This window comes from Candidatus Saccharibacteria bacterium, from assembly GCA_016789455.1.
Taxonomy (GTDB): domain Bacteria; phylum Patescibacteriota; class Saccharimonadia; order Saccharimonadales; family Saccharimonadaceae; genus CAIJKY01.
The window spans coordinates 85833-110460 of sequence record JAEUQU010000001.1 but is presented as its reverse complement, the minus strand read 5'-3'; the positions used below and the strand labels follow the sequence as shown (position 1 = coordinate 110460).

The following is a 24628-nucleotide window of genomic DNA, read 5'->3' as shown; positions in this document are numbered from 1 at the left end:
GAAAGTGAAACACCTCGAGGAGATAAGAGCTGCAAAAGAGCAGGTTGTATTGATGCAATCTGCTCAGGGCTCTCAACAGCTGGCTGAAGCATGGAAACTATTCTTGTATAGAGTAAATCGGTGTCGTAATAAAATGTACGCACAGTATAAGGATTGTAAGCAGTCGGGGAAATGGAAGTCGGACTACGAAAAGCTGCACAAATCGGACGAGTTGTTGAGATATATCGTTAACGCTCGAGGCGCCGAAGAACACACAGTGCAGGAAATATATGAAGTTACTCCTGGCGGCATAGGTATTAAGCCCGCCGTTGGTAACTCCATGACAATAGATCATCTCGTGGCCGTCAATGGTAGGTTATTGGAATTCAAATCTCGAGAGCCGGTACGAGTGGAATTTGTTCCAGAAAAGTTAGTACCTTCGCCAATCACTAACAGGGGCGTATTGTATACAGTGCCAACTAGTCACCTTGGCAAGACGCTTAAATCGTCGGACATAATAAGCTTGGCGGAAGCAACAATTGAGTTTTATGAGAATATGTCACGAGAGGCACAGGAATTCTTCAGAGACAAAGCTACTTGACCGAGCTGAGAAAAGAACAGCCCCGCACGCCATTGTGCGGGGCTTTGGCCTTACGGCCGGGCCGGCATCGGCTCTTCACAGCTGATGCAGTGCGTGCGTCCGGCGCGGGGCTGGAGCACGAAGCAGTTGAGGCACATCTCGTCGGAGAGGCCGCTGCGTTCACTGCCGTCGGCGGTGTCCTTGTCGGTGCCCTCCCACTTGCCGCCGGGCGGGCGGCCGACGTCGGTCAGCGAGTTGCCGCTGAACAGGGTGTGGACCTGGGACTGGACCGCGGAGGCGAGCCGCTCGGCGGTGTCGAACCGGATGCTACGGCGCGTGCCGGACTCGATGTCGTAGATGGTCGTGGCACCGACACCGCTCAGGCGGATCAGGGTGTCGACCGTCATGTGGAGTTCGCGGCGGCGGATGGTCAGGGGGTGCATGGAAGTCCTTCCATAGAGCTGATACCAACCTTATAATTATAGCACAAACATTATAAAAAGTCAATACCACTTATGTTTGTTATCAGTGGTGATGTTATTAGCACTCTTGAGTTTTGAGTGCCAATTTACTACTATAGGACTATATGGCTAAACGCGATTACTACGATATTTTGGGGGTGTCCAAAAGCGCCTCCGCCGATGAGATAAAGAAGGCTTTTCGCAAGCTGGCGGTGAAGTATCACCCGGATAAGGCCGGCGGCGACGAGACCAAGTTTAAAGAGGCCTCCGAGGCGTATGAAGTACTGAAGGATGCCAGCAAGCGCCAGCGCTACGACCAGTTCGGGCATGCCGGCGTCGGCGGCAGCAGTGGTGGCGGAGGCGGCAATCCGTTCGAGGGCTTTGGTGGCTTTGGCGGCAATGGCCAGAGCTTCCAGTTTGACTTTGGCGATGGAGGCCTGGGCGATATTTTTGGCAACTTCTTTGGCGGTAGCCAGCGCCAGCAGGCCCAGCGGGAGCGGCGCGGCAGCGATGTGGCGACCGAGCTGGAGCTGACATTTGAAGAGGCGGTCTTTGGCGTTGAGAAGCCGATGGCACTGACCATGGAAGACACCTGTACGCACTGCAAGGGTGCGGCGGCCGAGCCTGGTTACGACCTCAAGACCTGTGACGGCTGTAAGGGCTCCGGCCAGCAGATGCGCGTCATGAATACGCTGTTCGGCCAGATTCAACAGGCGGTGATATGTCCGACCTGTGAGGGCCGCGGCAAAGTGCCGGCGAAGGTCTGTACGGTCTGCCGGGGCAAGGGGACTGAGAAGCGGCGCCAGACGATCAACCTCAAGGTGCCGGCTGGCGTCGATGACGGTGCGACGATCCGCCTGGCGGGACGCGGAGAGGCCGTGGCGCATGGCACTAAGGGTGACCTGTATATCAATATCAAGGTCAGGCCGCATAAACTTTTCACGCGTGAAAACGAATTGATCCTCAGTGAAGTGCATATGCCGATGGTGGATGCCGCCCTGGGAGCGGAACTGGAGGTGCAGACGGTGGACGGACCGGTGACCATCGAGGTGCCGGCCGGCACGCAGAGCGGCACCGACTTCAAGCTGGCGGGACATGGCGTACCGCGCATCCGGAGTACGGGGCGGGGCGATCATATCGTGACCGTGCACGTGGACACGCCGACCAAGCTGACCAAGAAGCAGAAACAGATGCTGCAGGAGTTTGCCGGCCAAGGCGGCAAAAGTAGCAAGCGCAGCGTCTTCGGGCTCTAAGCCCGCCCTAGCCCGATAGAGTTGGCCGGGCTGATAAACTCGGCTATACTAGGTGCATAATGACCAACGTGCAAGCATTTTGGGCGGTGCTGGGTGGCTTCTTCATCTGTCTGTTTTTGGAGCAGCCATTACTGTGGCTGGCGTGGGTCGGACTCTTTATCTATGCCTTGGTGCGGCCCGAGGCCAACGGGGGCAAAAAGGCGGCGCGGCTGCCGGTATCTTTGCCGGTTGCCGAGGTGACGGAGCAGGAATCGGCCTATATCAGCCATTTGCGGGCAGCTATCGAGGCCTCTGGCGATGATGCCGAGCGGCAAGGGCTGCGGCGTGCGCTGGAGCTGGCGGAGCAGGACTTGCAGATTCCCAAAGAGATTGCGCAGGCGGACCAGACGGCAGCCGCGCCGGCGGTCAGTCCGACCATCTTGCAGCAGCCGGTGCAGTTCCACCGGCCCGACCAGACGGTGGCCTTGCTGTATGTCGGTGCCTTCCTGTTGATCACGGCTGCCGGCCTGTTCGTGGCGTACGGCGGCGTCAGCGGCGGCTTTAAATTCGGAATCTTGCTGGCCGGCTGCCTCTTGTTCTATATATCGGGGCTGGGGCTGCTAAAGCTTCGTTCGGCACTGCGGCCGGCGGCGGTGACGTTCGTAGCTATCGGGCTGTTGCTGTTGCCGATCTGCGGCGTGGCGGCGTATTCGCTACTGGCAATCCCGGGCACGCTCAGCTGGTTGCTGACGTCGCTGCTGGGCGTGGGGCTGTATGTGCATGCCACTACCAGGCTGCGCTCGGAGGCGCTGGGGTATCTGAGCATATTGAGCTGGCTGTCGCTGGTGCTGTCGGGTGCCAGTGTGCTGGACGCGCCACTGCACGTTCATGTCTGGCTGTTGATTCTGGCGGGCATCGGGCTGCACATCTTCAGGCCGGCGCTGCGGGGCAGTCTGGCGGTAGCCACGGAGCCGGCGCGGCTGACGGGACAGTTGGTAGTGCCGCTGGCGTCGCTGGTGGGGCTGCTGCTGGTGAGTGAGACGGTGCCGCTGTGGCACTCCGGCGTATCGTTTGCACTGGCTGGGCTGTACTATCTGGTGCTGGCGCGTGAGACGGCGGATGTGCAGCGCCGCAACGCCACCGTCATCGGTGCCCATCTGTTCCTGCTGGCGAGCGTCCTGGCCTTGTTCTACGATATCTTCAAAGACCTGAACCTCCTGGGTATCCTTCTGGCACTGCTGGCGGCCGGGCACGTGCTGTGGCTGCGCCGCATGGCCCGGCGGCCACTGTTCGCCGAGGCGTTTGAGTATGACGAGCTGCTGTACTATCTGGCCAGTGCCCTGGCGCTGGTGTCGCTGGTCTGTCTATGGGGCGACCCATATCTGCTGCTGCTTGGGCTGGCGGTGTCGACTGGCGTGCATGCTGCGCTGTACCGCTTGTGGCGCAGCGCGCCGTATGCGCCGGTCATCAGCGTGCTGTCACTTGCGGCCATGCCGATTGCCGCAGCCTATGCCCTGGATGGCTTGGGAGCGGGCCGGGGCGAGACGGCCACCGCCGGCTTCATCATCGCTGGGACAGTAGTGTTCTACGCACGGCATCACCTGGCTGCCGAGCGGCTGACGCGCATCATCGGCCAGATTTCATGCCTGGCATTCATCGCAGCCGCCTGGATTGCCAGCACGCAGTGCAAGGACTGGTGGACGGTCGCCGGCCTGCAGCTGGTGTTGCTGGTGTCGCTTGAGGCAGTGGCCCGATATGAGCGGTGGAGCCGTCTGACGATCGTGTCGCCGCTGCTTGTCTTCTCGATTGCGCTGGCGGTCATGGTAGGGAGCCAGGCCCAGTTGACGCCCGGGCATCAGCTGCTCTTTGGCCTGTTGACCACTGGTGTCTTCGCCTATGTGTACAGCGGCATCACCGGCAATCATCTGCGTCGGGTGGCGATGCTGCTCTGGACTTTCGGGCTTGGCTCGCTGGCCTGGCTGACGGCGACCCTGCAGTCAGGCATGACGGGCTATGTGCCGCCATTGGTACTGGCAACCTTCGCGAGCCTGGCTATGTACGAACTGATGCGCCGCGATTATCTGCTGCCGGAACTCCGGACCATACCTGCCGCCGCATTGGTGATAGCGGGCGATCAGTTGGTGGCAGCGTACGGCGGCATCATAGGACCAGGTATGCATATGCTCTTATGGGCACTATATGCCTTGGGTTCGGCAATCTGGCTGGAGGGCCGTCATCGGGTCAGCGCCAAACTGTTCGCAGCCATCGCAGCCAGCCTGACGGCGGCGGCGGGCGTACTGACGGCCTTGGCGCTTTCCGATAGTCTTGACGCCGAACTGGTCCTGCGTCCGTACCTGACCTTGACGCTGATGGTGGCAATCGGGGTGCTGGCGTTCATCGTGCGCCACATGCCGGCCATGCCGCAGACCATCAATGGGTACCGCGCGGTCTATTGGGCGGCACTCACGGGTATCGCGGCGGTCGCCCTGGCGCAATCTTCAATGTTGCTCGCGGTCAGTCTGCTGGGGGCTGCGGCCATTCTGGCGATCTGGCTGTCGTATCAGGATGATTCGCCGGCTTCGGCCGCCGCTGCACCGATATTCGTGACGTTGGCGACACTCAAGGGCCTGCAATTGACGCAGGGCGCCGAACAGATGCCGGGTGATTACCTGGCCACGGTCGCACTGGTGGTGGGCTCGCTGACCGGCTATCTGCTTGTCCGCCTGACGCGCCAGGAGACACGGCGGGCGCAGCTGGTGCTGGCGGTCTCGTTCAGCCTGGTGATTCTTGGCTGGCTGTACAGCCTGTGGCTGCGTGATAATGAGATGCCGTTGGTCGTCAGTCCGTTGCTCTTGGGTTTGGCGGGCGGCATGGTGCTGATGGAGGCACGTCTGCTCTTGCTGAAGCCGCTGCAGGCTCTGGTGCCGGTAGCAATGCTCAACCTGGCGCTGCAGCAGCTTGTCTGGCAGCTGATGCCCGATGCCAACTGGCTTATCTACACGCATCTTTGGGCGCTGTATCTGGTGTACGTTGCCCGCACCATGCAGCGCAGCGGACTGGGGCAGCTGGCCGGCACGGTCAAGATCATGGCGCTCGCGGCATTCTCGGGGCCGCTTATCCTTGAGGCGCTGCGCGACCAGCAGGTGTACGGACCGGTCCTTCTGGCGGAACATATCTGTCTGCTGGTGCTGGGTGTGGTGGTGCGGCGGGCCTATATCGTCTACTGGGCGATTATCGTCAGTGTCATCGCCGTCATGTACATGATGCGCAGTTTCGCCTATTTCCAGCTGGGGCTGATGGCGGTGACGCTGATCGGTTTCGGCATCTACCGGTTAGCCCGTTCAGAGCGCGATAGGAATAAATAACAACGTCTCTTTTGCCGCTTACGCTTCAGACTTTGTATACTGGAAGAGTGAAGACGAGCGAGCCTGCCGATACCAGCACAGATTACAGCGGCCTGCCTGCAGGGCTGGATGTCTTGGCCCTCAAATTTGCCGCCCATCCGCTCGCCAACCTGGAAACGTATAAGTATTTCAATCAACATGGCCCCATGGCCGATACGGTCAAAGCCCATTACGTCACTGCGGCGCTGAACGGCAACACGCCTGAAGCGCCGCAGTTCTTTTATCCGGAAATCGATGTTGAGGCGCTGATCGCCTACCGCGACGAACTGTCGCTGATGCTGGAGGAGGTGGTAGAGCTGGGCATGACTGAGGAGCCGGTGCGTATCCTGCGTGAGAGCATCGCCAACCGTGTCCACGAGATCGGTATCATGATTCTATCCAAGCTGCAAAGCCAGCAGGTGTCCGATGGCGAGATGTACCTGGCGGTGTCGCGGCAGCTGGGACGGATGATGCGCGAAATCTATGGCGCGCCCAGCGCCAAGCATTGGCGGCGGGTACTGGGAGCACGGCTGCAGCAGCTTTCGGCGGTCGCCCATGTGCCGGATGTGCCGCGGGAGGTGCAGAATGCCTGGCGCCACCTCAGTCAGAGCCTGCCCGACAACCTGCCGATTGAGCGCTCCTATATGCCCGATGGCGCGACCGTCGAATACTACACCCGCCAGTTGTTTCAGCGTATGCGGCCATCACTGGACGCCGTGGAGGCGGGTATTGAGAGCGGCGAAGTGCCGGTACATGATGGCAGCATGGACGCCGGTGCCATCGTGGCAGCCACCAGGTTGGCGCTCAAGGCCCGTGATTTTACGCGTTGGCGGGTCAGGCTGACCGATGAAGCTAATATCGATACCTGCCAAGCCGACCGGACGATTTACATACCGCGCACCAGGCGGCTGACACTCAAGGAGTTCGATGCTGTCGTCCAATCGCACGAGATTGACCAGCATGTAGCCCGCCGCGAGAACGGTGACGCCTGTGGCCATCCGCTGATTGGCGGCTTCGGGTGTACCGGCTATCTCTCTTGGGAAGAGGGTAATGGCAAGGTCAATGAGGCACTGGTGTATGGTGATGTCAACAGCGAGGCCGTGGCCAACGGCTATTATTTCTCCGTAGGGTTGGCGCTGGGTCTTGATGGCCGCGCGCTTTCCGGCCGTAATTTTACCCAGACATTTGAGCTTATCTGGCGGGCCCGCCTGATAGAAGCCTATTTGGACGGCCGGGTCGAAGACGCCGCCGAGGCGACCCGCACCATTATGTTTGAAACTTTTGAGCACCTGCGCCGCATCTTCCGCGGCACGGACGGACGGGTGCCCGGCGTCGTCTTTACCAAGGACGCGCTGACATATTATATCGGTCAGACCGAAGTCTGGCGCAAGTGGGACCGCGACATGCAGCTGAGCGAGCCGCAGCGCCAGGCCGAGCACCGCCTGGAGCGCTTTGCCAAGATCCATCCGCTGCGGGCGGATCATCGGCGGTTGACGTTGGCGGCTATCAGGGGTGTGGCGTAGCAAATTCTTTGCCAAAACTATTGACCTGTAGGTATTTTTATTGTACTATTTGCGCATGTCCGAATTCTCTACTGTCGTAGTCCTTAAGCCGATTACTCCTACTGTCGAGTCCGCTCGCGGAGGCCGGTTGCAATATGCCAACCTTGCTTCTGCCGTCGATAAGCATTACGGCACCGATATGGCGCGGCTGAATGCCTTTTGGGACTTGCCAGAAGGCTCGCTTGAGGAAGAGGCTGCCGCGCAGCAGCTGGCGAATCTCTATCTGCTGCAGACCGCCCGTCGCGCAACTGAGACCATCCGCGAAGATCATCCCGACGACCAGGCGCAAGCTGCCATCTGGGCCGAGCGTTACACGCAGGCTAGCAGTGAGATCTACGGTGTTCCTGAAGCCGAAATCGCCAGTCGTCTCGCTGCGGAGCAGGCTATTGGCCTGCAACGACTGGCTGGTGAGGCTGGCGCCGACGATGCACTTCGTACTCATTACGCCGAACTGAATGAACGCTACGGCCTGTATGATGACACTGTTGAGAGTGCAGAAGCGTTGTTCGCCGAAGTCGCCGAGACTGTGGGCACTCACATGATGAGCAAATACGAGAAGGCTTTTGCCGCGCTCGACCTAGAGGGTGGCGAAGACCAGATCGGTCCGGCGGACATCGCCGATAAAATCGAAAATGCCATTCAGGCACTGGCTGACCATGATGACCCTGATTGGAGCGGCTGGACGGTAGAGCGGAATGACGACAAAGACTCGCTCTCGGTCGTCGCTGCCGACAAAAAGATCATTGTCGGTATGAAGCGCGCATCGGTAACCGCTACTCAACTCAAGGGTCTGTTGGGTCATGAGGTCCTCGTGCACGCTAAGCGTGGCGTCAATGGCAGCAAGGTCAATTACGTCGACATATCGCTGGCTTTGGGTACGCTGGGCAACAAGCCGCTCACCCGGCCCGAATTGCTCGAATTCGCCATGACGCGGGCGCTACTGCGCAACGAGATCGAGGAGAAGAAAAAGCCGGTCGAACAGATCGAGTCTGAAGTGTATGCCCACGTCAACCGTATCTATCGCGGTACCCGCGGCGACCAGTACAGCGGCGTTTTCACCAAGGACATCTCGTATCACCAGGGCTTCATCAAAATGGGGCAGTTCATCACTGAGCGGCTCGAAGGCGGTGATTCGGTCGACGACATCATGGACTATCTGCTGCTTGGCAAGTTCGACCCCACAAATGAGCGACATCTTGCTAAACTAAAAGAACTGGAGGTTGCGTAATTGGAATATCGTCTGACACTCGGCAGCCTGGAAACAGTCGCCATCCCCAGCCTCGGCATCCCCGAGCTGGTTGCCAAGGTTGATACCGGAGCTTTTTCCGGGGCTTTGCACTGTACCGACATCTCGTTGATGCGGGGTGATGACGGTCGTACGCTGCTGTACTTCACGCCGCTTGGCGAGCCGAGCCTGGCCACCAGTACTGGTGATTTCAAGGCGGTGACCGTCCGTAGCGCCAACGGACAGGAGGAAGACCGCTACCTGATTCCGATTACCGTGACGGTGCAGGGCACAGATTACGACACCTACATCGGCCTGACCGACCGCATCAGCATGAAGCACGATATGCTACTGGGCCGCCGCTTCATGATTGAGCAGAACGCGTTGGTCGATGTCATGCTTACTAAAGATATTGATACTGAGGCGGAAGGATTCGGACTATGAACATCGCTATTTTATCCAACGGCCCCGGCAACTACTCGACGAAGCGTCTCAAAGAAGAGGCCGAGAAGCGTGGTCACGAAGTCGACATCATCAAATACAAGGATTGCTACGCCGCCATCGAAAAGAGCAACCCGTCGGTGATGTACGAGGGCCGCGAACTGCGTGGCTATGACGCCATCGTGCCCCGTATCGCCAGCTATATGACCAAATACGGCTGTGCCATCGTCCGCCAGTTCGAGATGCAAGGCGTTTACACACTGACCAGTTCGATCGCCATCGTCCGCTCACGCGATAAGCTGCGCAGCATGCAGCTGTTCGCCCGGGCAGGCGTGGGCATCCCCAAGACGGTGGTGGCCCGCAGCGCTGCCGATGCTCAGAACCTGATTGACCAGGTGGGCGGTACGCCGGTCATCATCAAGCTGGCTCGCGGCACCCATGGCAACGGCGTAGTCCTGGCCGAGACCAAAAAAGCTGCCAAGTCCGTACTGCAAGCTTTTTATGTCATGAATGAGGACGGGACCAACATTCTGCTCCAGGAATTCGTCAAGGAATCGGCCGGTGTCGACATTCGTGTCTTTGTGGTCGGTGGCAAAGTGGTGGCCGCCATGCAGCGCCAAAGCCTGGATGACGAGTTCCGCTCCAACCTGCACCAGGGTGGGGAGGGTGTGCCGGTCAAGCTGACCGAAGACGAACGCAAGACCGCCATCAAGGCGGCTAAGACCATGGGCCTGAGTGTCTGCGGTGTGGATCTGATGCGTTCAGCGCGCGGACCGCTGGTGCTGGAGGTTAATGCCAGTCCGGGTTTCGGTATCGAAGGGGTGACTGGCCGCAACGTCGCCGGCCCGATCATCGATTATCTGGAATTGAACGCCAAACGGCGGAACCGCAAAGACAAGATCGGCGCCTAGTACCTGTATTTAGAGTGTAGAAACGTCCGCCCACTCCCTAAAGTGCTTCAAAAAATGCTACCATAAGTACTATATGGCAGCCGGTATCCTTCTTGCTATCTTCCTGTGTCTCTACTTTGTGGCGTTTTTCAGTAAACGCCGTTTTGGAATACTGGCGCTCGGCCTGTGTGCCGGGACATTGCTGAGCCAATACTTCACCGGCGCTGCCAGTGCGCTGCTTGAGGGACAGGGTGTTGAGATATCGGCTTTGCCGCTCGCGACGGTCGTCGGCATGGCCCTGACGATGATGCCAGTGCTGTTTTTGCTGGCCAGCGGGCCGGCGTATGGCAAGAAGCTGCCGCGTATCATCGGGAGCCTGTTATTTGCGGTGCTGGGCGTGCTGTTTTTGGTGCCGGTGCTCAAGGTGACCGTCGTCAATGACACTATCGTCCAGCAATTCTTTATGTATGTCACCAGTTATGGCTCGGCGGTGACGGCGGGGCTGATCATCTGGGCGGTTATTGATACTATGCTGGCCAGCGCCAAAAAGGGTGGCAAGGCAGGGCATGGCGACCACGGGCACTAGGGCGGCATTCGCTACCTTTGCTGGCGGCACCTCTGTTTGACAGTCACCGATGTAAGATGGTATATTTACCACGTTCGCGAGCGCCACTTTTTGGTGGTGCGTCCGGTACATACGGGACCATAGCTCAGCTGGTTAGAGCACCTGCCTTTTAAGCAGGGTGTCCTGGGTTCAAGCCCCAGTGGTCCCTCCAGGTTGATTCCTTTAAGACTCCGGCCAGGAGTCTTTTTATATTTTTGTTGCACATATCCCGGCGTGCTATAGTTGGGCTATACATCTGGGGTAAACAAACATATGGGCAAACAAAACAATAATCGGCGGATTGCCATCGGGGTTGCCTTATTGATAGTGGGCGTAGGAGCCGTCCTGACAGCCTTGACCCGGGCCGTCGTGCCATCGCCGCAGCGCGAAGCGGAGGCGGCCGCGCTAAGCCGTGACGATATGACACTGGCTGATACTTCGGCCTCCGGCAGTGCAGCCATTAAGTTTGACCCTTCCTTTGCACTGCCGCCAGCTGCGGCTGGCACGCCGTTTATGAGCTTCGGCCATGATATGTACACCTTCGTGCCTGGTGCCAAGAAGACGGTGGGCGGCGTGACGCTGCAATTTACCGAATCGGCTGATATCCAGGTGGTGGATGGCTCGGGTGCGGTGTTGTGGAATACGAAGACGAATGCTACGTGTGGCGCAGGCAGCACCTGCCGGGTGGTGCTGCAGGCCGATGGCAACCTGGTGCTCTACGGACCAAGCGGGCCAATCTGGTCCAGCGGCACTTTCGATGTGGCGGGCGCCACCCTGCTATTCCAGCCGAAGGTGCCGTACTTGGCAATGCGCAACGAGGCATATGATGTAGTCTGGACATCGGGCGGCCCGGCCTCGGACGCCTCGCTCGGCATGCTGAACGGGCAGCTGCTGCCACCGAAGGCGCCGTCGGTCGGGTCATTCCTCGACAGCCTGGCCGTCAATACGCATATGGACCAGTACGAAGGCGACGCCGGCAAAGTCTATGACAAGCTCAACTACCTTGGCGTCCGCACCATCCGCGACCACTATCAGGAAGGCGGCGGACTGCTGGGCCAGTACACGCAGCTGGCGCAAAAGGGCATCCGTTTTAACATGATCCATTACTCAAATGACATAAACACGCTTATTCAGGACGCTGAAACTATGGCGGGGTTGCCCGGCAAGCCGCTGATTGCGGTGGAGGGCCCGAATGAGATCAATAACTTCGCCTTCACTTGTGGTGGCAGTACCTGGGTGAAAGGCTGGGGCAATCGCAATGGCCCGGCAGCCAAGTGTTTCATAGATGCGTACTACAGCCGGCTCAAGGCCAGTGCAGCGCTGCAAGGAGTGCTGATGTACAACCTGACGGGCAACACTTCTGCTACCGATGCCGACAAGTACGGGCTATTAGGGCTGGAGGGCCACGCTGACTATGGCAATATCCACCCGTATCCGCAGAACACGTCGCAGCCGCATAACCACTTCCTGAGGGAGCTGGGAAGCTCTTATTTCTCGGTGCCGCCGCACAAGGCAGTGATTACTGAGACGGGCTATCAATCAGCGCAGATCACGCCCCGCACCCACGCCCTGTACTACCTGAATATCTACCTTGATGCCTTCCAGGCCGGCTTCCATAAGACGTATGTGTATCTGCTAACAGACAATCCGCACGAGTCCTTTGGTTTCTTCGGCATGGACGACCAGCCCAAGCCGGCGGCAACGGCCCTGCATAACCTGACGGCTATCCTGAAAGATGACGGACCGGCACGCGATGGCACGCTGCCATATTCCATCAGCGGCCTGCCAAAAGAAGGTCACAGCTTTGCTTTGCAGCGCTCCGACGGCAGCTATAATCTCGCCGTCTGGGACGAGCGGCCTATCTGGAACGGTGGCGAGCTGACGCCGGCAGTCGCTAAGGCGACGGTCAATCTGGGGCGGACATTCTCGAAGGTATCGGTGCACCGGCCGATGCAGGGTACGGAAGCAGTGCAGCAGCTGACCAACACCGATACGGCGGAGTTGCAGCTGAGCGGCGAGCCGTTAATTCTGACACTGACACCGTAATTGTAATATCAACGCGCAAAAAGCTTGACGGGGTCAAGTGCGCGGAGTATATTAAACCATATGGTTGAGTATACTTTGAACCTAGATGACGTATTCCGCTCCCTGGCCGACCCGACCAGGCGCGACATACTTCGTCGCGTATGTGAAGCGGAACAAACCATAACCGAGCTGGCTGAAAAGTACGACATATCGTTTGCGGCGGTTGCCAAGCATCTGAATGTCCTCGAAAAAGCGCAGCTGGTCATCAAGCGGAAGGAGGGCGTGCAGCAAAAAGTATTGGCAAATCCGGTAGTGGTGGATATGGCAGCGAAGCATTTACAAGAGTATGAGGCCATCTGGCAGCAGCGGTACGATAATTTAGAGCGGATGCTCGAGGAGGAATAACCATGGCGACATTGAAAGTAGAAGCACCAGCAGGTTCACAAAACATTTTGGGCACGGCGGTCATCAAGGCGCCGCTGGCGAAAGTTTTTAAAGCGTACACTGACCCTGAACTGTTTAAAAAATGGTGGGGACGTGGGCATGAAGTGAAGGTATACGAATTCAACGCGGTGACCGGCGGCACCTGGCACATCGCTGAAGTTGCCGAGGACGGCAACGAATATGCTTTCCGCGGCACGATCCATGAAGTGGCCGAGAACGAGCGCATCATCCAGACCAATGAGTTCCTGGGCCTGCCGGAACGCGGCGTGGTCTCTTTGGAGAAGGCTGAGTTCGTCGCCCTTGATGACAACACTACCGAGGTGCGCACCACCGTTACGGTGCAGAGCGTCGAAGGGCGCGACGCCTACGTGGCCAGTGGCATGGAGGGTGGCTGGCGGCAGTCGGTGGAGGTGTTGGGGACGTTGGTTGAGGAGGTGTAACGAAAAGACCGGCACATACAAGTGATGTGCCGGTCTTTTTAATTGGTAGAGACGGGTCAGGCGCTGGGTTAGTACGACTGCAACTGCTTGACGACGTCGGCCACCTGGGCGGGCGTGACGATCCATTCGTCGTGGCATAGCTTCTCGGCGTTGTTGACGTAGCCGTACACCATACGGCCGTCTTTGAGTTTGAACGGATCAAGCGTTGTTTCGTCGCTGCGTGGCTGGGATTGCTGTGCACCGATCTCGAGGCGGACCAGGTCGACGCAGCGGTCGTCGGAGGCATCTTCGGACTGCAGGCTGTAGTTGGTGCCGGAGGTGAAGACGACGTCCTGGGTGCCGCCGCCGCTGTGGTCGGTGACGCGGTAGCGGGCATCAAGTGATGCGTGCGTCATCGGCAGGTACAGACCTAGCTCCGGCAGGTAGACGCGTTTTTCGGCCGGTGCGACTACCGGTTTGCTGCCGAAGGCTTCATCGTCACTGGTAGGGAGCTGCAATGCCAGGCGTTCCTCTATCTTGTCGAAACGCGACTCGGCTGCTATGTGCTGAATCCATACCATCGATAATGTAGCGACCTGCAGTGCAAGGACGCCTGCGACGATGACGATTATGTGGAGGTGTGCTACTGGTTTTTGTTTTGCCATTTTGTTGTGCCTGTTTATGTCTTTATTGTAGCGTTACGACGCGCCACCGGGAAATTATTATTGCCATTTAATGATTGAAACGGCCATGCTTGGAAGCTAAGCATTGAGGGGCATATAGTGCGACACGGCAACCTATAACACGACAAATATATGCCCATCAATGCAACAAAAAGTCTACCGTACCACACTGCTCATCTGGCTCTTCCTGGCAATCCTGCTGGGCTTGGCCTCGTGCCAGGTCGGAGTCCGGATAGGAGAGCCGTGGTGGGCCTTGCCGCTGGTCGGGCTGATTATGGCCGTCAGTATCAAAAAGAGCAGATTGGCGGTGGTCGTCGTCGCGCTACTGGGCGGCCTGCTCGGTGCTATGCAAGGTACGGCGTTTTTGGCATCGGTTGCATCCTACAAGGGCTTCACAGATCGGAAGATCCAGGTGGAAGGGCTGGTGAAAGAGGACCCGGTCTTTGGCAAAAGCGGCGCCAAGCAGTTCGTAATAGAGGAGATTGCGGTGACGACGGACAAAGGGCCGTTACGGCTGAACGGCGATCTGTTCATCACGACGCCCTCCTCACCGGACATCACCCGCCATGACCGGGTGCGGGTGAACGGCAAGCTGCGCGACGGGTTCGGGCCGTTCCAGGGGAGTATGTCGTTTGCGCAGGTGCAGGTCATCGCGCATGAGCAGCACCCGTTCGATCTGCTGCGGAGCCGGTTCGCAGTGGGCGTGACCTCTGTGCTGCCCGAGCCCCATGCCAGTCTGGGTCTGGGGTTTGTCATCGGAATGAAGGCCTCATTGCCGCCGGATATGAATACGGCCCTGCAGCAGCTATCGCTGACGCATGTGGTAGTGGCAAGTGGCTACAACCTGACGGTGTTGGTACGGGCGGCCAAGAAGCTGCGCGAAAAGCAGTCGCGTCTGCAAACACTGCTGCTGAGCCTGGGCCTGATAGCTACGTTCCTTATGATCACCGGCAACAGCCCGAGCATGATACGAGCCGGCCTGGTCAGCGGCATCTCATTATTGGCATGGTACTACGGGCGGCAGATGCAGCCATTGGTGGCATTGCTGTTGGTGATGGCGGGGACGGCTTTCGTTTATCCACCGTATCTGTGGGGTGATATCGGTTGGTGGCTAAGCTTCACGGCCTTTGCCGGTATCTTGCTGGTGGTACCGCTCGTAACGACGACCTTCTGGCCGGAGCGCCCGCCGCCGATGCTGGTGCAGATCGCCATCGAGGCCTTCGTGGCGCAGCTGATGACGTTGCCGATCACCCTGCTGTTCTTTGGCAACCTGTCGATATTGGGGCTGCTGGCCAACGTGGTGATTGTGCCCTTGATTCCGCTGGCGATGCTGCTGGTGGCAATCGCCGGGTTCACCGACCTGGCACTTCCGGGTGTCGCTGCCATCGTGGCTATACCGGCGCATGCCATCCTGGCACTTATCGTTTGGATCATATTTCAGATGAGTGCCGTGCCGTGGGCGGCTATCGAGGTGTATATCGGGCCGCCGGCAATGGTGTTCTGGTATGCGCTCATCCTGTTAGTGCTGGGGCTTTCGTGGTTAAAGCTGTCGCGGCAGCAGCGGGAGGAGGCGCTGAGCCGGCAGATTGTCTGAGAAAGGCGCGACGGAGGTCTGACAAGTTCGCTTACATCTGTTATAATATAGGTAATATCCTACTATATGCCCCGGCGCTCTCATGGCAGTCTGCCAGCCACTGCCGCGGGCAGCAACAAGAAAGGCGGCATTCATGTCAGGACACTCCAAATGGGCGACCATCAAGCGGCAAAAGGGCGCCAATGACGCCAAGCGCGGGGCACTCTTTACCAAGCTGGGCAACCAGATAGCGGTTGCAGCCCGGGGCGGCGGCGACCCCAGTATGAACGCCAACTTGGCTATGATCATCGAGAAGGCCAAGAAGGCCGGCATGCCGCTGAACAACATCGAGCGGGCCATCCAGCGCGTCACCGATAAATCAGCGGTGGCGGTCGAGGAAGCGACGTACGAAGGATACGGTCCTGGTGGTATCGCTATCATCGTCGAGTGCGCCACCGACAACAAAAACCGCACCTACCCCGATGTCCGTAACGCCTTCGCCAAGAACGGCGGCAACCTGGCAGAGCCCGGTGCCGTGGCTTTCCAGTTTGCCCGTAAAGGTATGATCCGGGCAAACTTCGTCGGTGACGCTGACGAGGCGATGATGGCCGCCATCGAGGCCGGCGCGGAAGACGCCGAACAGATCGAAGAAGGCGAACTGGCCGTCTACACCGACCCTAAGGAACTGGCGGCCGTCCGTGACGACCTGCGCGCCCGCGGCCTGGCTCTGGAGAGTGCCGAGCTGACATACGTTCCCAATACCACTATCGAGATCACCGATGCCGAAGTTGCCGGTAAGATCATGAAACTGATGGACGCCCTCGACGACCTGGCTGACGTCGTCAACGTCCACTCCAACTTCACGATTGCCGAGTAGACAGTGACACGGATTCTGGGCATCGATCCTGGCACCGGCATCCTGGGTTTCGGGGTGGTCGATATCGTCAATAATAAGTTCAAGATGGTTGATGCCGGCGTGGTGCGCACCAAGGTGCATCAGGCGCTTGATGAGCGGCTGGTCGAGATTTACGAAGCAATCCAAGAGGTCATCAAGCTAAGCAGCCCTACACAGATGAGCATCGAAAAGCTGTTCTTTGCGCGCAATGTCACCACCGCCATCAGTGTCAGTCATGCCCGTGGCGTGGCTATGCTGGCCGGCAAGCAGGCTGGCCTGACCATCTTTGAATACACGCCGATGCAGATCAAGCAGACCGTCACCGGTTATGGTAAGGCGGATAAGAAGCAGGTGCAGGAGATGGTGCGTATCAATCTCGGCCTGACCGAAGTGCCCAAGCCGGATGACTGCGCGGATGCGCTGGCGGCGGCTATCACGCACGCCATGATGTCACGCGGCGCTTAGGGCTGGCTCTGAACGCACTCCTTTATAGTACCGATCCACTGCACTTCATTCTGCGCAGTGTACACAATGCCGGCGCAGTATTGCTTGCCCTCAATTGTTGCAGAGCGGAAGAACAGCCGAACATCCTTGATGTCGCTGCCGTCGCTGTCGCTGCGAGCAACGGTGGCGCCGTCCTGTTTGACGACCTCATATTTTTCTTGCTGCCACTTGGCGGTGGTGAAGTGAGCGGCGATAGTATCAGACAAGTGTAAGCCCTGCGGCTCGCCCGCCTTGACGCGCAGCTTGGCGTAGGCACTCTTCTTGAAGCAGACGATGCGTTCGGTGCCTTCGATATCTTCGGTGCAGACATCCTGGGCGTCGCGGTAGGTCAGCGGCAGCTCGGCTGGCAAGGTCTGATAAGCCTTGTCGATGCCGGCGGAGACTTTTTTCAGGTCTTCACTGGAAATACGTGACTCCGCATCACGCGTGGTGCGCAGATTGGTCGCCGCCTTGTCCGCAAAGAAGCCCGAGATGTTCAGGGCCACAAAGAACAGGATGGCGATGGCGCCAAAGACGATGAGGCGCAGCAAGAACCATTCTTTCCAGGGAAATGGGCCGTCATCCTCGGCGGCCGTGGAGGCGGAGTCGGGGCGGGATTTTTCTTCTTTTACCATAAGCTTAATGTATTGTATATTTTATTTTACAAAATTTCTACCACTTCAACTATAATAGCTTAAGTATGATAGCGCATGTCTCCGGGGTTGTGGCTGAGAAGTTCATCAATTCCCTTATCGTTGATGTCGGCGGGGTCGGGTACGAGGTGTTCGTATCGGCACTTGATTTTGAGGCGGCGCATCTCCATGAGCCCATTAAGCTCTATACGCACCACCAGGTGCGCGAGCAGGAGCAAAGCCTGTTCGGCTTCTCCAGCCTGGCGGCCAAGCGGTTATTCGAATTACTGACCAGCGTTCAGGGTATCGGCCCCAAGGCAGCCTTGGCTATCCTCAGCTTGGCGCCAAGCGAGCAGGTGCGCAGTGCCATTGCCAACGGTGATGCCGGCTTCATCCAAAAGGCCAGTGGCGTCGGTAAGCGCGGGGCAGACCGGGTGGTCGTCGACCTTCAGGACAAAGTAGGGCTGCCAAGCGGCTCGTACGAAGTATTCAAGCCGCAACAACTGACGGCACTGCCGACCGATGATGCCATGGAGGCGCTGATGGCCCTGGGATTCAATCTGGCGCAGGCTACCGAGGCGCTGCAAGGCATTGATGACACATTGCCAACCGAAGAGCGCGTCAGACTGGCGCTGAAGGGATAGTAAATGGCAATCGAGCGTATTATTGACACCAGCGTCACCGAGGATCCGGTCGAAGTCGACCTGGAAGTGACGCTGCGGCCAAAACGGTTTACGGAATATATCGGCCAGGAGCGGCTTAAGGCCAACGTCAAGCTGGCCATCGATGCCGCACGCAAGCGTGGTGAGCCGGTTGACCACGTACTGCTCTATGGCCCCCCAGGCCTGGGTAAGACGACCATGGCCAGCGTCATCGCCAACGAGATGGGATCGAATATCAAGATTACGGCCGGACCTGCCATTGAGCGGGCTGGCGACCTGGCGAGCATCCTGACCAATCTCGAAGAAGGTGATATCTTGTTCATTGATGAGATTCACCGGCTGAGCCGGGCGGTCGAAGAAGTGCTATATTCCGCCATGGAAGATTTCAAGCTTGATATCGTCATCGGCAAGGGGCCGGCGGCCCGCAGTGTCCGGCTCGACCTGCCAAAGTTCACGGTTATCGGTGCCACCACGCGTACCGGCAGCCTGGCGGCGCCGCTGCGTGACCGTTTTGGGCTGATGCACCGGCTGGAGTTTTATAAGCCGGCCGAGATTGCGCAGATCATCCATCGCTCGGCAGTGATCCTGGGGGTGCAGATTGCGCCGGAAGCGGCACGGTCGCTGTCTACACGGGCCCGCCTGACACCGCGCATCGCCAACCGGCTGTTGAAGCGTGTGCGCGATTACGCTGATGTGAACGGTGACGGCATCATCGATACGCAACTGGCTGGCAAGGCGCTGGAGTTATTGGAAGTCGATACGCTCGGCCTCGACCCCAGTGATCGCCAGCTGCTATGGGCCATGATTGATAACTGCGGCGGCGGGCCGGTAGGCCTGGGCACCCTGGCGGCCATGACCGGCGATGAGGCTTCAACCATCGAGGATTTTTATGAGCCGTACCTGCTACAAATAGGCTTTATCGAGCGCACGCCGCGTGGCCGCAAGGTGACACTCAAGGCGCGGCGCCATCTTGGCGCAGGCGTACCAGATGACGAAAGCTAGTCGCGCCTGATATAATAGAGGCATGGCAGAGAAGACCACATCACCCGGAGCACATCCCCAGAGCCAACAGCCACAAGGGTACACGCCGGTTGTGCCGGTGCAGCCCGTCAGCGGTGGATCATCAAGTGAAGGCGGCCCGCAGGTCGTCTATTTAGCCCGGCCGTCCATGCCGGTCGAGCCAGAGATTCCCGAAGTCGCCCAGCGGCGCCATGAGGAATCCAAGCGCAAGTATCCTGAGCTTAACCTGAGCAAGGGCGAATTTGTCATAAGTGCGGTGCGCCGCCATCCTATCGGCCTTATATCCATCTGGGTCGTCACGGGTATCATCGTATTGCTCCTCCTCTTTATCATGGGCTTCCTGATGCAGTTCCAGGGCGGCGTGTTGTCGTCGATGGGCATCGGCGGTGCCAGCGGGGTCTCGTTCGCGGCGCTGCTACTTCCGTTCCTGGGCGTGGTCGCCCTGATCATCCTGGGCGGTTTCGTCTCCAGTTTCGTCTATACCCAGAACAAGTTCTTTCTCACCAACGAAAGCGTGGTGCAGTTCATCCAGATAAGCCTGTTTTCACGCAAGGAACAGACGATCAGCCTGGCCAACATCGAGGACGCCAGTTACCGCCAGCACGGCATCATGCAACATCTTTTCGGCTACGGTAACATCCGGTTGTCAACCCAGGGTGAAGAAACGACGTACCGGTTCAGCTATGTGGCTAATCCACGTCATCAGATTACCCTGCTCAATGACGCCGTCGAGGCCTTCAAGAACGGGCGCCCCATCATGGGCAACGAGGGTGAGGACGACAGCTAGTGGCCAGGGCGGCCGGCTGCTTAGTCCTCGTTTGAGCGTATAAAATCGTCTTCTTTTTCGAGGCTGGCACGCAGCTCGTAGTGCTGGCAATCATTGACGGCGCACTTGCTGGCGGTGTAGCGCAGGTCTGAATCGTGAGCGCCAATGGGCCGTCCGGCCGGATCTTTAATGAGTTCTTCATTGATTGCTTTAAGATCCTGGGCGGTCAGGATGGCGGGGTAGGCCTTATTTTCCTGATAGTAGACTTCGCGCAGGTAATAGTGGATGGTATTGATAGCGACTTTGCGCGACGAGTCACGGCGGCTGGCCTCGGCGTTCTGCCACTGGCCAAGCAGCAGGAAAAAGACGGCGACGGCGGCGGTGGCAGTCACGAAACCCTCGGCCAGCGTAAAACCTTGCTGGCGGTAGGACGTAGGCCGGCTGGTGGCGCGCAATGTCGTCGTCTGCGTTTTCATCTCGTACTATTCTAGCAGATGCAGAGCAGAATCCGTGCGGCGTTGTACAGTCATTTATTAAATAATTATTGCCTATTTCCAGAGGTAAAACGCTTAAACTTATGGTATAATAAGGACATGGTTGCATATTCGCAGGTGCCGTTATAAGGTGCCTTCGGGGATTAAAAGTGTAGACCTACAGGACAAAAGGAGGAGTCATATGGCAGAGAAGCAACAGAAACAAGCGGCCGCCACAGCATCCGACAAAAACGACAAGAGTGATGCCAAGACCGACGGCAAGACCAAGGCCCTCGGCCTGGCACTTGATCAGATAACCAAACAGTTCGGCGACGGCTCAATCATGAAGCTGGGCGACGCCCACAAAGTAGAGGTCGAAACCATTCCATCAGGCGCCTTAAGCCTGGACCTGGCTCTGGGCGGCGGGTACCCCAAGGGTCGCATCGTTGAGATTTACGGACCGGAAAGCTCTGGCAAGACTACGCTGACCTTGCACGCCATCGCACAGGTGCAGAAACTGGGCGGTACGGCGGCCTTCATCGATGCCGAGCACGCGCTCGACCCAAGTTACGCCCGTAAGGTGGGAGTGGACACCGACAATCTGCTGGTTGCCCAGCCGGACAATGGCGAGCAGGCCCTGGAAATCTGTGAGACGCTGGTGCGCAGCAATGCCGTCGATCTGATTATTGTTGACTCGGTGGCCGCCCTGGTGCCGCAGGCAGAAATTGAAGGCGACATGGGCGACAGCCACATGGGTCTGCAGGCCCGCCTGATGAGCCAGGCACTGCGTAAGCTGACCGGTATCATTAATAAGAGCAAGGCGACGGTCATCTTCATCAACCAGATCCGTATGAAGATCGGTGTCATGTTTGGCAACCCGGAGACGACCACCGGTGGTAACGCCTTGAAGTTTTACGCGTCGCTGCGTCTGGATATCCGCCGCACCGGCCAGATTAAGACCGGCGAGGACGTCATCGGTAACCGTACCAAGGTGAAGGTGGTCAAGAATAAGATTGCGCCGCCATTCCGTATCGCTGAGTTCGACATCATGTACAACGAGGGCATCAGTGCTACCGGTGACGTGCTTGACCTGGCGGTCACTCACAACATCGTTGGCAAGTCGGGTGCCTGGTTCGACTACAATAACGCCAAGATCGGCCAGGGCCGCGAAGCCTCCAAGACATACCTCAAGGAACACCGGGATGTCATGGCCGAGATTGAGACCAAGGTCCGCGAGAAAGTCGCAGCCGAAGAAGTCTAGGTCCTTAGGTCCGATGACCCGAAGCGTACAGTCCGGCAGCACGCCAGATGAGGCGGGTATTACAGCCCGCCTTTTGGCGTGGAAGGGCGTGTCATGAAGATCACTGCCATCAAGGCGGCGGTCAAGACGCAGGGACGGTATAACATCTTCGTTGATGGCGCTTATAATTTTTCACTTGATGAGTTTCAGCTGATCCATCTTGGAGTACGCCTCGGCCGGGAATACACCGAAGCCGAACTTGAACAGCTCAAAGAAGAAAGTGTCTTTGGCAAGGCATACGCACGGGCGCTGGAGTATATCATGCGACGACCACGCAGCGAGAAGGAGCTGCGCGATTATGCCTGGCGCAAGCAGTGGGATCCAGCTTTGGCCGACAGGGTGATAGAGCGGCTGCGCGCCAAGGGGCACGTTGATGACGCCACGTTCGCGCAGGCCTGGGTGCGGCACCGGGCACTTGGCAAACCGATCAGCACCAGGAAACTGCAGATGGAACTGCGGCAGAAAGGGGTGGCCGATGAGCATGTGACGGCGGCTTTGGCGGTCGATAAGGACTTTGACGAAAAAGATGCCTTGCGTCGTTTAGTTGCCAAAAAACGGGCACGGTACCCGGACCGCCAAAAATTCCTGGCCTATCTGATGCGGCAAGGGTATGGCTATGATGATGTCAAGTCGGCCGTGGACGGGACGGAAGACGAGGAGCTGTAGGGCACCAGGACTACGACTGACTGTTGTGGTGCGTAGCCGGGTTGCCTTCGGTATGCGGCTGGCGGAAAGGGTTCTCAAAGGGCGCCAGGCCCTCTTGGACGGCAGGGGCTTCGGCGGGCGTCTCGATGGTCGGGGCGGCCACGACGATGTGATCATCGGTAATCTCACGGATTTGTTGGCGGCCGATCAACAGGTCACCGGCATGCGCACCGACATGGAGCAGCGGTGCTTTGACATTAAATTTACTGACCATAAAGCTGGTAGTATCTACAACGTAATCAACTATTTTGCCGAGCTTGTTCCGATCGGTGTCGATAACCTTCATGCCAACCAGTTCAAAATGATAGCTGATAATCTCGTTGAGGCGGACCAGCTCTTCGTCAAGCGCCATGATGTCGTCGCTGTCATTGACAATCATGCCGAGACTGCCGAACTCACGGATATCGGAGGTGTGCAGAACGGCCGGATGGACGTCCACCTGCGGACCTGTCACATAAAAGGCAACCACGCGCAGGTCGCGCGGGTCGATGATGGGCTGATTTGCGACTCCGAGCTGTCCGCCTGTCTGCAGGCTCATGACGGGGCAGTTCTCGAGGCGCTCTTTCCATAAAAGCATACCCTTAGTATCAACTATTTGCGAACACACTTCAAGGGCGGCCGGCTTGCCGCTTATGGTGCTAAGAATATTTAATGAACAGAACTGTGGGATGGCTGGATGTATTGGTAGGCTAAGGCCACTATGAAACATATATATCGCATCACCTCATACAGCATACTGATACTATCGCTTATCGTTCTGAACGCCAGGCCCGGAGCGGCGCTCGGCGTCGAGCCGACGCTTCCGCCAGGCGGAGAGACGGCGGAGCCGCCAGGCCAGGTGCGTCGGCCAATCCTGATTGCCGAGCTTAGCAGCCATGGTGCTGACAGTACCGATGCGGACTTTGTCGAGCTATACAATCCCAACGCCGAAAGTGTCGACGTGACCAACTGGCTTATCCAATATCGGACGGCGAGCGCAACGCCGGATAAGCCGTGGGTGGATAAAAGCTCCACAGGCAAAGACGCCGACACCAAGGCGCGCCTGGGATGCGGGAGCGGCTGTGTGCTCAGTATTGCCGGCAAAGGGCGTCTGCTCGTGGCCAGCCCGGCGGCCAAGCTAGCGGCAGCAGACGTGACGCCTGCTGCCAACCTGGGCTTCGCCGGCGCTGGCGGGCAGGTGCGTCTGGTGTCGGTGGATGCTGCCACGAAGGTGCAAGAGCAGGAGGATCTTGTGGGATATGGCAAGATATCAAGCAGCGGGTTGCCGGCCGCAACCGCCGAAGGGGAGCCGGCGCCAGCGCACGGAGCCGGTGAGAGCCTGCAACGGATGGTGCTGCCCGACAATGAACTGGCCGATACCGATGACAACAGGCAGGACTTCATCGTGGCGGAAGAACCGACGCCAGGCCTGGCAAACGTTTATATTCCGCCAGAGGAGCCGCCCGTGCCGCTTCCGGACGTGGAGCCTGACCTTGCCCAGGAAACGGCACAGCTACGACTGAACGAGGTGCTGGCCGATCCGGCGCCACCGCTACAGGACAGTCAGGCGGAATATATTGAGCTGCACAATGTCGGTCGGCAAGAAATCGTCCTGAAGGGCTTTGTACTGACGACAGGGGATAGCAAGAGCCAGCGCTACACGTTCGAAGACGATACTGCCCTTACTCCTGGCGAATATCTCGCGGTGTACGCCAGGGACACCGGTCTGGCGCTGACGAATGCCGGCGCGACGGTAACGTTACTGACTCCGGGTGGCCTGACGCTTGATGCAACAACCTATACTGGCGCCAAGCCCGATGTGGCATGGGCCAGGAACGAGGCGGGCGGCTGGCAATGGACTGATACGCTCACGCCTGGGGCTGCCAACATGCTGACGCTTAAGACCACAGTCAAGGCACCAAAGGCCAGTACGAAAAAACCGGCTGCCAAGAAGCCCGCCAAGGCCAAGGCCGCCAAAGCCCCTAAGGCAAAGAAGGAAAAGGCCGCCAGCACGCCCGTAGAGGCCAAGGAGGCGTCGGCCAAGCGTGACGCAAGTGTATGGGTGGCGGGCGGCATGGCCATGGTGACAAGCGGCTACCTGGCCTACGATTACCGTTCGGTCTTCCGGCGGCTCTATGAGCGGTGTACCTCTGGCAAAGGGTCGAATGGGGCAAGTGGATAAGCCGGACAATTAAACTTGCATAAGCATATT

Annotated in this window: 25 protein-coding genes and 1 tRNA gene; 21 read left to right on the top strand and 5 right to left on the bottom strand. The window is 58.3% G+C overall.

Annotation, left to right across the window (positions count from 1 at the left end; all coding sequences use genetic code 11):
- Positions 1 to 4: 4 nt before the first annotated feature.
- Positions 5 to 580 carry a hypothetical protein gene (locus JNJ66_00610; protein ID MBL8158938.1) on the top strand — a complete coding sequence of 192 codons (576 nt, stop codon included), beginning with the start codon at positions 5 to 7 and terminating at the stop codon, positions 578 to 580.
- Positions 581 to 630: 50 nt separating this feature from the next.
- On the opposite strand, the gene JNJ66_00605 is transcribed toward JNJ66_00610, so the two are convergent.
- Positions 631 to 1002, bottom strand: a complete 372-nt coding sequence (locus JNJ66_00605) for a helix-turn-helix transcriptional regulator (GenBank protein MBL8158937.1) — start codon at positions 1000 to 1002, stop codon at positions 631 to 633.
- Positions 1003 to 1145: 143 nt separating this feature from the next.
- Between JNJ66_00605 and dnaJ the strand changes: the two genes are divergently transcribed.
- The 11 genes from dnaJ to JNJ66_00550 all read left to right on the top strand — a co-directional run bounded on the left by dnaJ (position 1146) and on the right by JNJ66_00550 (position 13266).
- The gene (gene dnaJ / locus JNJ66_00600) at positions 1146 to 2273 is read left to right on the top strand and encodes a molecular chaperone DnaJ (protein MBL8158936.1); all 1128 of its coding nucleotides are present in this window, start codon (positions 1146 to 1148) and stop codon (positions 2271 to 2273) included.
- Positions 2274 to 2332: 59 nt separating this feature from the next.
- Positions 2333 to 5617: a hypothetical protein gene (locus tag JNJ66_00595; GenBank protein ID MBL8158935.1), complete on the top strand. Its 3285-nt coding sequence runs from the start codon at positions 2333 to 2335 to the stop codon at positions 5615 to 5617.
- 47 nt (positions 5618 to 5664) lie between these two features.
- Positions 5665 to 7158 carry a hypothetical protein gene (locus JNJ66_00590; GenBank protein ID MBL8158934.1) on the top strand — a complete coding sequence of 498 codons (1494 nt, stop codon included), beginning with the start codon at positions 5665 to 5667 and terminating at the stop codon, positions 7156 to 7158.
- A 55-nt stretch (positions 7159 to 7213) separates the two neighbouring features.
- Positions 7214 to 8425, top strand: coding sequence for a DUF1704 domain-containing protein (locus JNJ66_00585; GenBank protein MBL8158933.1), 1212 nt, complete (start codon positions 7214 to 7216; stop codon positions 8423 to 8425).
- Positions 8426 to 8866: an ATP-dependent zinc protease gene (locus JNJ66_00580; GenBank protein MBL8158932.1), complete on the top strand. Its 441-nt coding sequence runs from the start codon at positions 8426 to 8428 to the stop codon at positions 8864 to 8866.
- Positions 8863 to 9774, top strand: a complete 912-nt coding sequence (gene rimK, locus JNJ66_00575) for a 30S ribosomal protein S6--L-glutamate ligase (GenBank protein MBL8158931.1) — start codon at positions 8863 to 8865, stop codon at positions 9772 to 9774. Before JNJ66_00580 ends, rimK begins: the two co-directional genes overlap by 4 nt.
- Positions 9775 to 9847: 73 nt before the next feature.
- Entirely contained in the window at positions 9848 to 10339 is a 492-nt protein-coding gene (locus tag JNJ66_00570; GenBank protein MBL8158930.1) for a hypothetical protein, read from the top strand.
- 113 nt (positions 10340 to 10452) lie between these two features.
- Positions 10453 to 10529 (top strand) — tRNA-Lys (locus JNJ66_00565).
- A 101-nt stretch (positions 10530 to 10630) separates the two neighbouring features.
- Positions 10631 to 12403 carry a hypothetical protein gene (locus tag JNJ66_00560; GenBank protein ID MBL8158929.1) on the top strand — a complete coding sequence of 591 codons (1773 nt, stop codon included), beginning with the start codon at positions 10631 to 10633 and terminating at the stop codon, positions 12401 to 12403.
- A 60-nt stretch (positions 12404 to 12463) separates the two neighbouring features.
- Entirely contained in the window at positions 12464 to 12787 is a 324-nt protein-coding gene (locus JNJ66_00555) for a winged helix-turn-helix transcriptional regulator (protein ID MBL8158928.1), read from the top strand.
- Between the two features lie 2 nt (positions 12788 to 12789).
- Positions 12790 to 13266 (top strand): SRPBCC domain-containing protein, encoded by a 477-nt coding sequence (locus JNJ66_00550; GenBank protein MBL8158927.1) that lies wholly within the window; start codon positions 12790 to 12792, stop codon positions 13264 to 13266.
- A 68-nt stretch (positions 13267 to 13334) separates the two neighbouring features.
- Here JNJ66_00550 and JNJ66_00545 read toward each other — a convergent pair whose 3' ends face one another.
- Positions 13335 to 13910 carry a hypothetical protein gene (locus JNJ66_00545; protein ID MBL8158926.1) on the bottom strand — a complete coding sequence of 192 codons (576 nt, stop codon included), beginning with the start codon at positions 13908 to 13910 and terminating at the stop codon, positions 13335 to 13337.
- Positions 13911 to 14070: 160 nt separating this feature from the next.
- Here JNJ66_00545 and JNJ66_00540 point away from each other — a divergent pair, with 160 nt between their 5' ends.
- The 3 genes from JNJ66_00540 to ruvC all read left to right on the top strand — a co-directional run bounded on the left by JNJ66_00540 (position 14071) and on the right by ruvC (position 16861).
- Positions 14071 to 15522 (top strand): ComEC/Rec2 family competence protein, encoded by a 1452-nt coding sequence (locus JNJ66_00540; protein ID MBL8158925.1) that lies wholly within the window; start codon positions 14071 to 14073, stop codon positions 15520 to 15522.
- Positions 15523 to 15655: 133 nt separating this feature from the next.
- Positions 15656 to 16378, top strand: coding sequence for a YebC/PmpR family DNA-binding transcriptional regulator (locus JNJ66_00535; protein ID MBL8158924.1), 723 nt, complete (start codon positions 15656 to 15658; stop codon positions 16376 to 16378).
- Between the two features lie 3 nt (positions 16379 to 16381).
- On the top strand, positions 16382 to 16861 hold the full coding sequence (gene ruvC / locus JNJ66_00530; GenBank protein MBL8158923.1) for a crossover junction endodeoxyribonuclease RuvC: 480 nt from the start codon (positions 16382 to 16384) through the stop codon (positions 16859 to 16861).
- Here the strand turns inward: ruvC and JNJ66_00525 are convergent.
- The gene (locus JNJ66_00525; protein ID MBL8158922.1) at positions 16858 to 17514 is read right to left on the bottom strand and encodes a hypothetical protein; all 657 of its coding nucleotides are present in this window, start codon (positions 17512 to 17514) and stop codon (positions 16858 to 16860) included. The genes ruvC and JNJ66_00525 overlap by 4 nt on opposite strands.
- A gap of 65 nt (positions 17515 to 17579) precedes the next feature.
- Here JNJ66_00525 and ruvA point away from each other — a divergent pair, with 65 nt between their 5' ends.
- The 3 genes from ruvA to JNJ66_00510 are packed head-to-tail and all read left to right on the top strand — an operon-like array spanning position 17580 to position 19980.
- A complete protein-coding gene (ruvA, locus tag JNJ66_00520; GenBank protein MBL8158921.1) occupies positions 17580 to 18155 on the top strand; it encodes a Holliday junction branch migration protein RuvA in 576 nt (191 codons plus the stop codon).
- 3 nt (positions 18156 to 18158) lie between these two features.
- On the top strand, positions 18159 to 19175 hold the full coding sequence (gene ruvB, locus JNJ66_00515; protein ID MBL8158920.1) for a Holliday junction branch migration DNA helicase RuvB: 1017 nt from the start codon (positions 18159 to 18161) through the stop codon (positions 19173 to 19175).
- 22 nt (positions 19176 to 19197) lie between these two features.
- Positions 19198 to 19980 (top strand): PH domain-containing protein, encoded by a 783-nt coding sequence (locus JNJ66_00510; protein ID MBL8158919.1) that lies wholly within the window; start codon positions 19198 to 19200, stop codon positions 19978 to 19980.
- Between the two features lie 20 nt (positions 19981 to 20000).
- On the opposite strand, the gene JNJ66_00505 is transcribed toward JNJ66_00510, so the two are convergent.
- Entirely contained in the window at positions 20001 to 20435 is a 435-nt protein-coding gene (locus JNJ66_00505) for a hypothetical protein (GenBank protein ID MBL8158918.1), read from the bottom strand.
- A gap of 199 nt (positions 20436 to 20634) precedes the next feature.
- Here JNJ66_00505 and recA point away from each other — a divergent pair, with 199 nt between their 5' ends.
- A complete protein-coding gene (gene recA, locus JNJ66_00500; GenBank protein ID MBL8158917.1) occupies positions 20635 to 21693 on the top strand; it encodes a recombinase RecA in 1059 nt (352 codons plus the stop codon).
- Between the two features lie 93 nt (positions 21694 to 21786).
- Positions 21787 to 22398, top strand: coding sequence for a RecX family transcriptional regulator (locus tag JNJ66_00495; GenBank protein ID MBL8158916.1), 612 nt, complete (start codon positions 21787 to 21789; stop codon positions 22396 to 22398).
- 10 nt (positions 22399 to 22408) lie between these two features.
- Here JNJ66_00495 and JNJ66_00490 read toward each other — a convergent pair whose 3' ends face one another.
- The gene (locus JNJ66_00490) at positions 22409 to 23014 is read right to left on the bottom strand and encodes a PRC-barrel domain-containing protein (GenBank protein ID MBL8158915.1); all 606 of its coding nucleotides are present in this window, start codon (positions 23012 to 23014) and stop codon (positions 22409 to 22411) included.
- 123 nt (positions 23015 to 23137) lie between these two features.
- On the opposite strand from JNJ66_00490, the gene JNJ66_00485 reads away from it, so the two are divergent.
- Complete coding sequence (locus JNJ66_00485) at positions 23138 to 24598, top strand: lamin tail domain-containing protein (GenBank protein MBL8158914.1); 1461 nt, start codon at positions 23138 to 23140, stop codon at positions 24596 to 24598.
- Positions 24599 to 24628: the final 30 nt, after the last annotated feature.

What these genes read in the sequence shown, in the direction of transcription:
- JNJ66_00510 (MBL8158919.1), top strand. Translation starts at nt 19,198, where the DNA reads ATGGCAGAGAAGACCACATCACCCGGAGCACATCCCCAGAGCCAACAG.
- ruvB (MBL8158920.1), top strand. Translation starts at nt 18,159, where the DNA reads ATGGCAATCGAGCGTATTATTGACACCAGCGTCACCGAGGATCCGGTC.
- recA (MBL8158917.1), top strand. Translation starts at nt 20,635, where the DNA reads ATGGCAGAGAAGCAACAGAAACAAGCGGCCGCCACAGCATCCGACAAA.
- JNJ66_00550 (MBL8158927.1), top strand. Translation starts at nt 12,790, where the DNA reads ATGGCGACATTGAAAGTAGAAGCACCAGCAGGTTCACAAAACATTTTG.
- JNJ66_00595 (MBL8158935.1), top strand. Translation starts at nt 2,333, where the DNA reads ATGACCAACGTGCAAGCATTTTGGGCGGTGCTGGGTGGCTTCTTCATC.
- JNJ66_00525 (MBL8158922.1), bottom strand. Translation starts at nt 17,514, where the DNA reads ATGGTAAAAGAAGAAAAATCCCGCCCCGACTCCGCCTCCACGGCCGCC.
- JNJ66_00540 (MBL8158925.1), top strand. Translation starts at nt 14,071, where the DNA reads ATGCAACAAAAAGTCTACCGTACCACACTGCTCATCTGGCTCTTCCTG.
- JNJ66_00545 (MBL8158926.1), bottom strand. Translation starts at nt 13,910, where the DNA reads ATGGCAAAACAAAAACCAGTAGCACACCTCCACATAATCGTCATCGTC.
- JNJ66_00555 (MBL8158928.1), top strand. Translation starts at nt 12,464, where the DNA reads ATGGTTGAGTATACTTTGAACCTAGATGACGTATTCCGCTCCCTGGCC.
- ruvA (MBL8158921.1), top strand. Translation starts at nt 17,580, where the DNA reads ATGATAGCGCATGTCTCCGGGGTTGTGGCTGAGAAGTTCATCAATTCC.
- rimK (MBL8158931.1), top strand. Translation starts at nt 8,863, where the DNA reads ATGAACATCGCTATTTTATCCAACGGCCCCGGCAACTACTCGACGAAG.
- JNJ66_00505 (MBL8158918.1), bottom strand. Translation starts at nt 20,435, where the DNA reads ATGAAAACGCAGACGACGACATTGCGCGCCACCAGCCGGCCTACGTCC.
- JNJ66_00570 (MBL8158930.1), top strand. Translation starts at nt 9,848, where the DNA reads ATGGCAGCCGGTATCCTTCTTGCTATCTTCCTGTGTCTCTACTTTGTG.
- JNJ66_00535 (MBL8158924.1), top strand. Translation starts at nt 15,656, where the DNA reads ATGTCAGGACACTCCAAATGGGCGACCATCAAGCGGCAAAAGGGCGCC.
- dnaJ (MBL8158936.1), top strand. Translation starts at nt 1,146, where the DNA reads ATGGCTAAACGCGATTACTACGATATTTTGGGGGTGTCCAAAAGCGCC.
- JNJ66_00585 (MBL8158933.1), top strand. Translation starts at nt 7,214, where the DNA reads ATGTCCGAATTCTCTACTGTCGTAGTCCTTAAGCCGATTACTCCTACT.
- JNJ66_00495 (MBL8158916.1), top strand. Translation starts at nt 21,787, where the DNA reads ATGAAGATCACTGCCATCAAGGCGGCGGTCAAGACGCAGGGACGGTAT.
- JNJ66_00560 (MBL8158929.1), top strand. Translation starts at nt 10,631, where the DNA reads ATGGGCAAACAAAACAATAATCGGCGGATTGCCATCGGGGTTGCCTTA.
- JNJ66_00605 (MBL8158937.1), bottom strand. Translation starts at nt 1,002, where the DNA reads ATGCACCCCCTGACCATCCGCCGCCGCGAACTCCACATGACGGTCGAC.
- JNJ66_00490 (MBL8158915.1), bottom strand. Translation starts at nt 23,014, where the DNA reads ATGCTTTTATGGAAAGAGCGCCTCGAGAACTGCCCCGTCATGAGCCTG.
- JNJ66_00485 (MBL8158914.1), top strand. Translation starts at nt 23,138, where the DNA reads ATGAAACATATATATCGCATCACCTCATACAGCATACTGATACTATCG.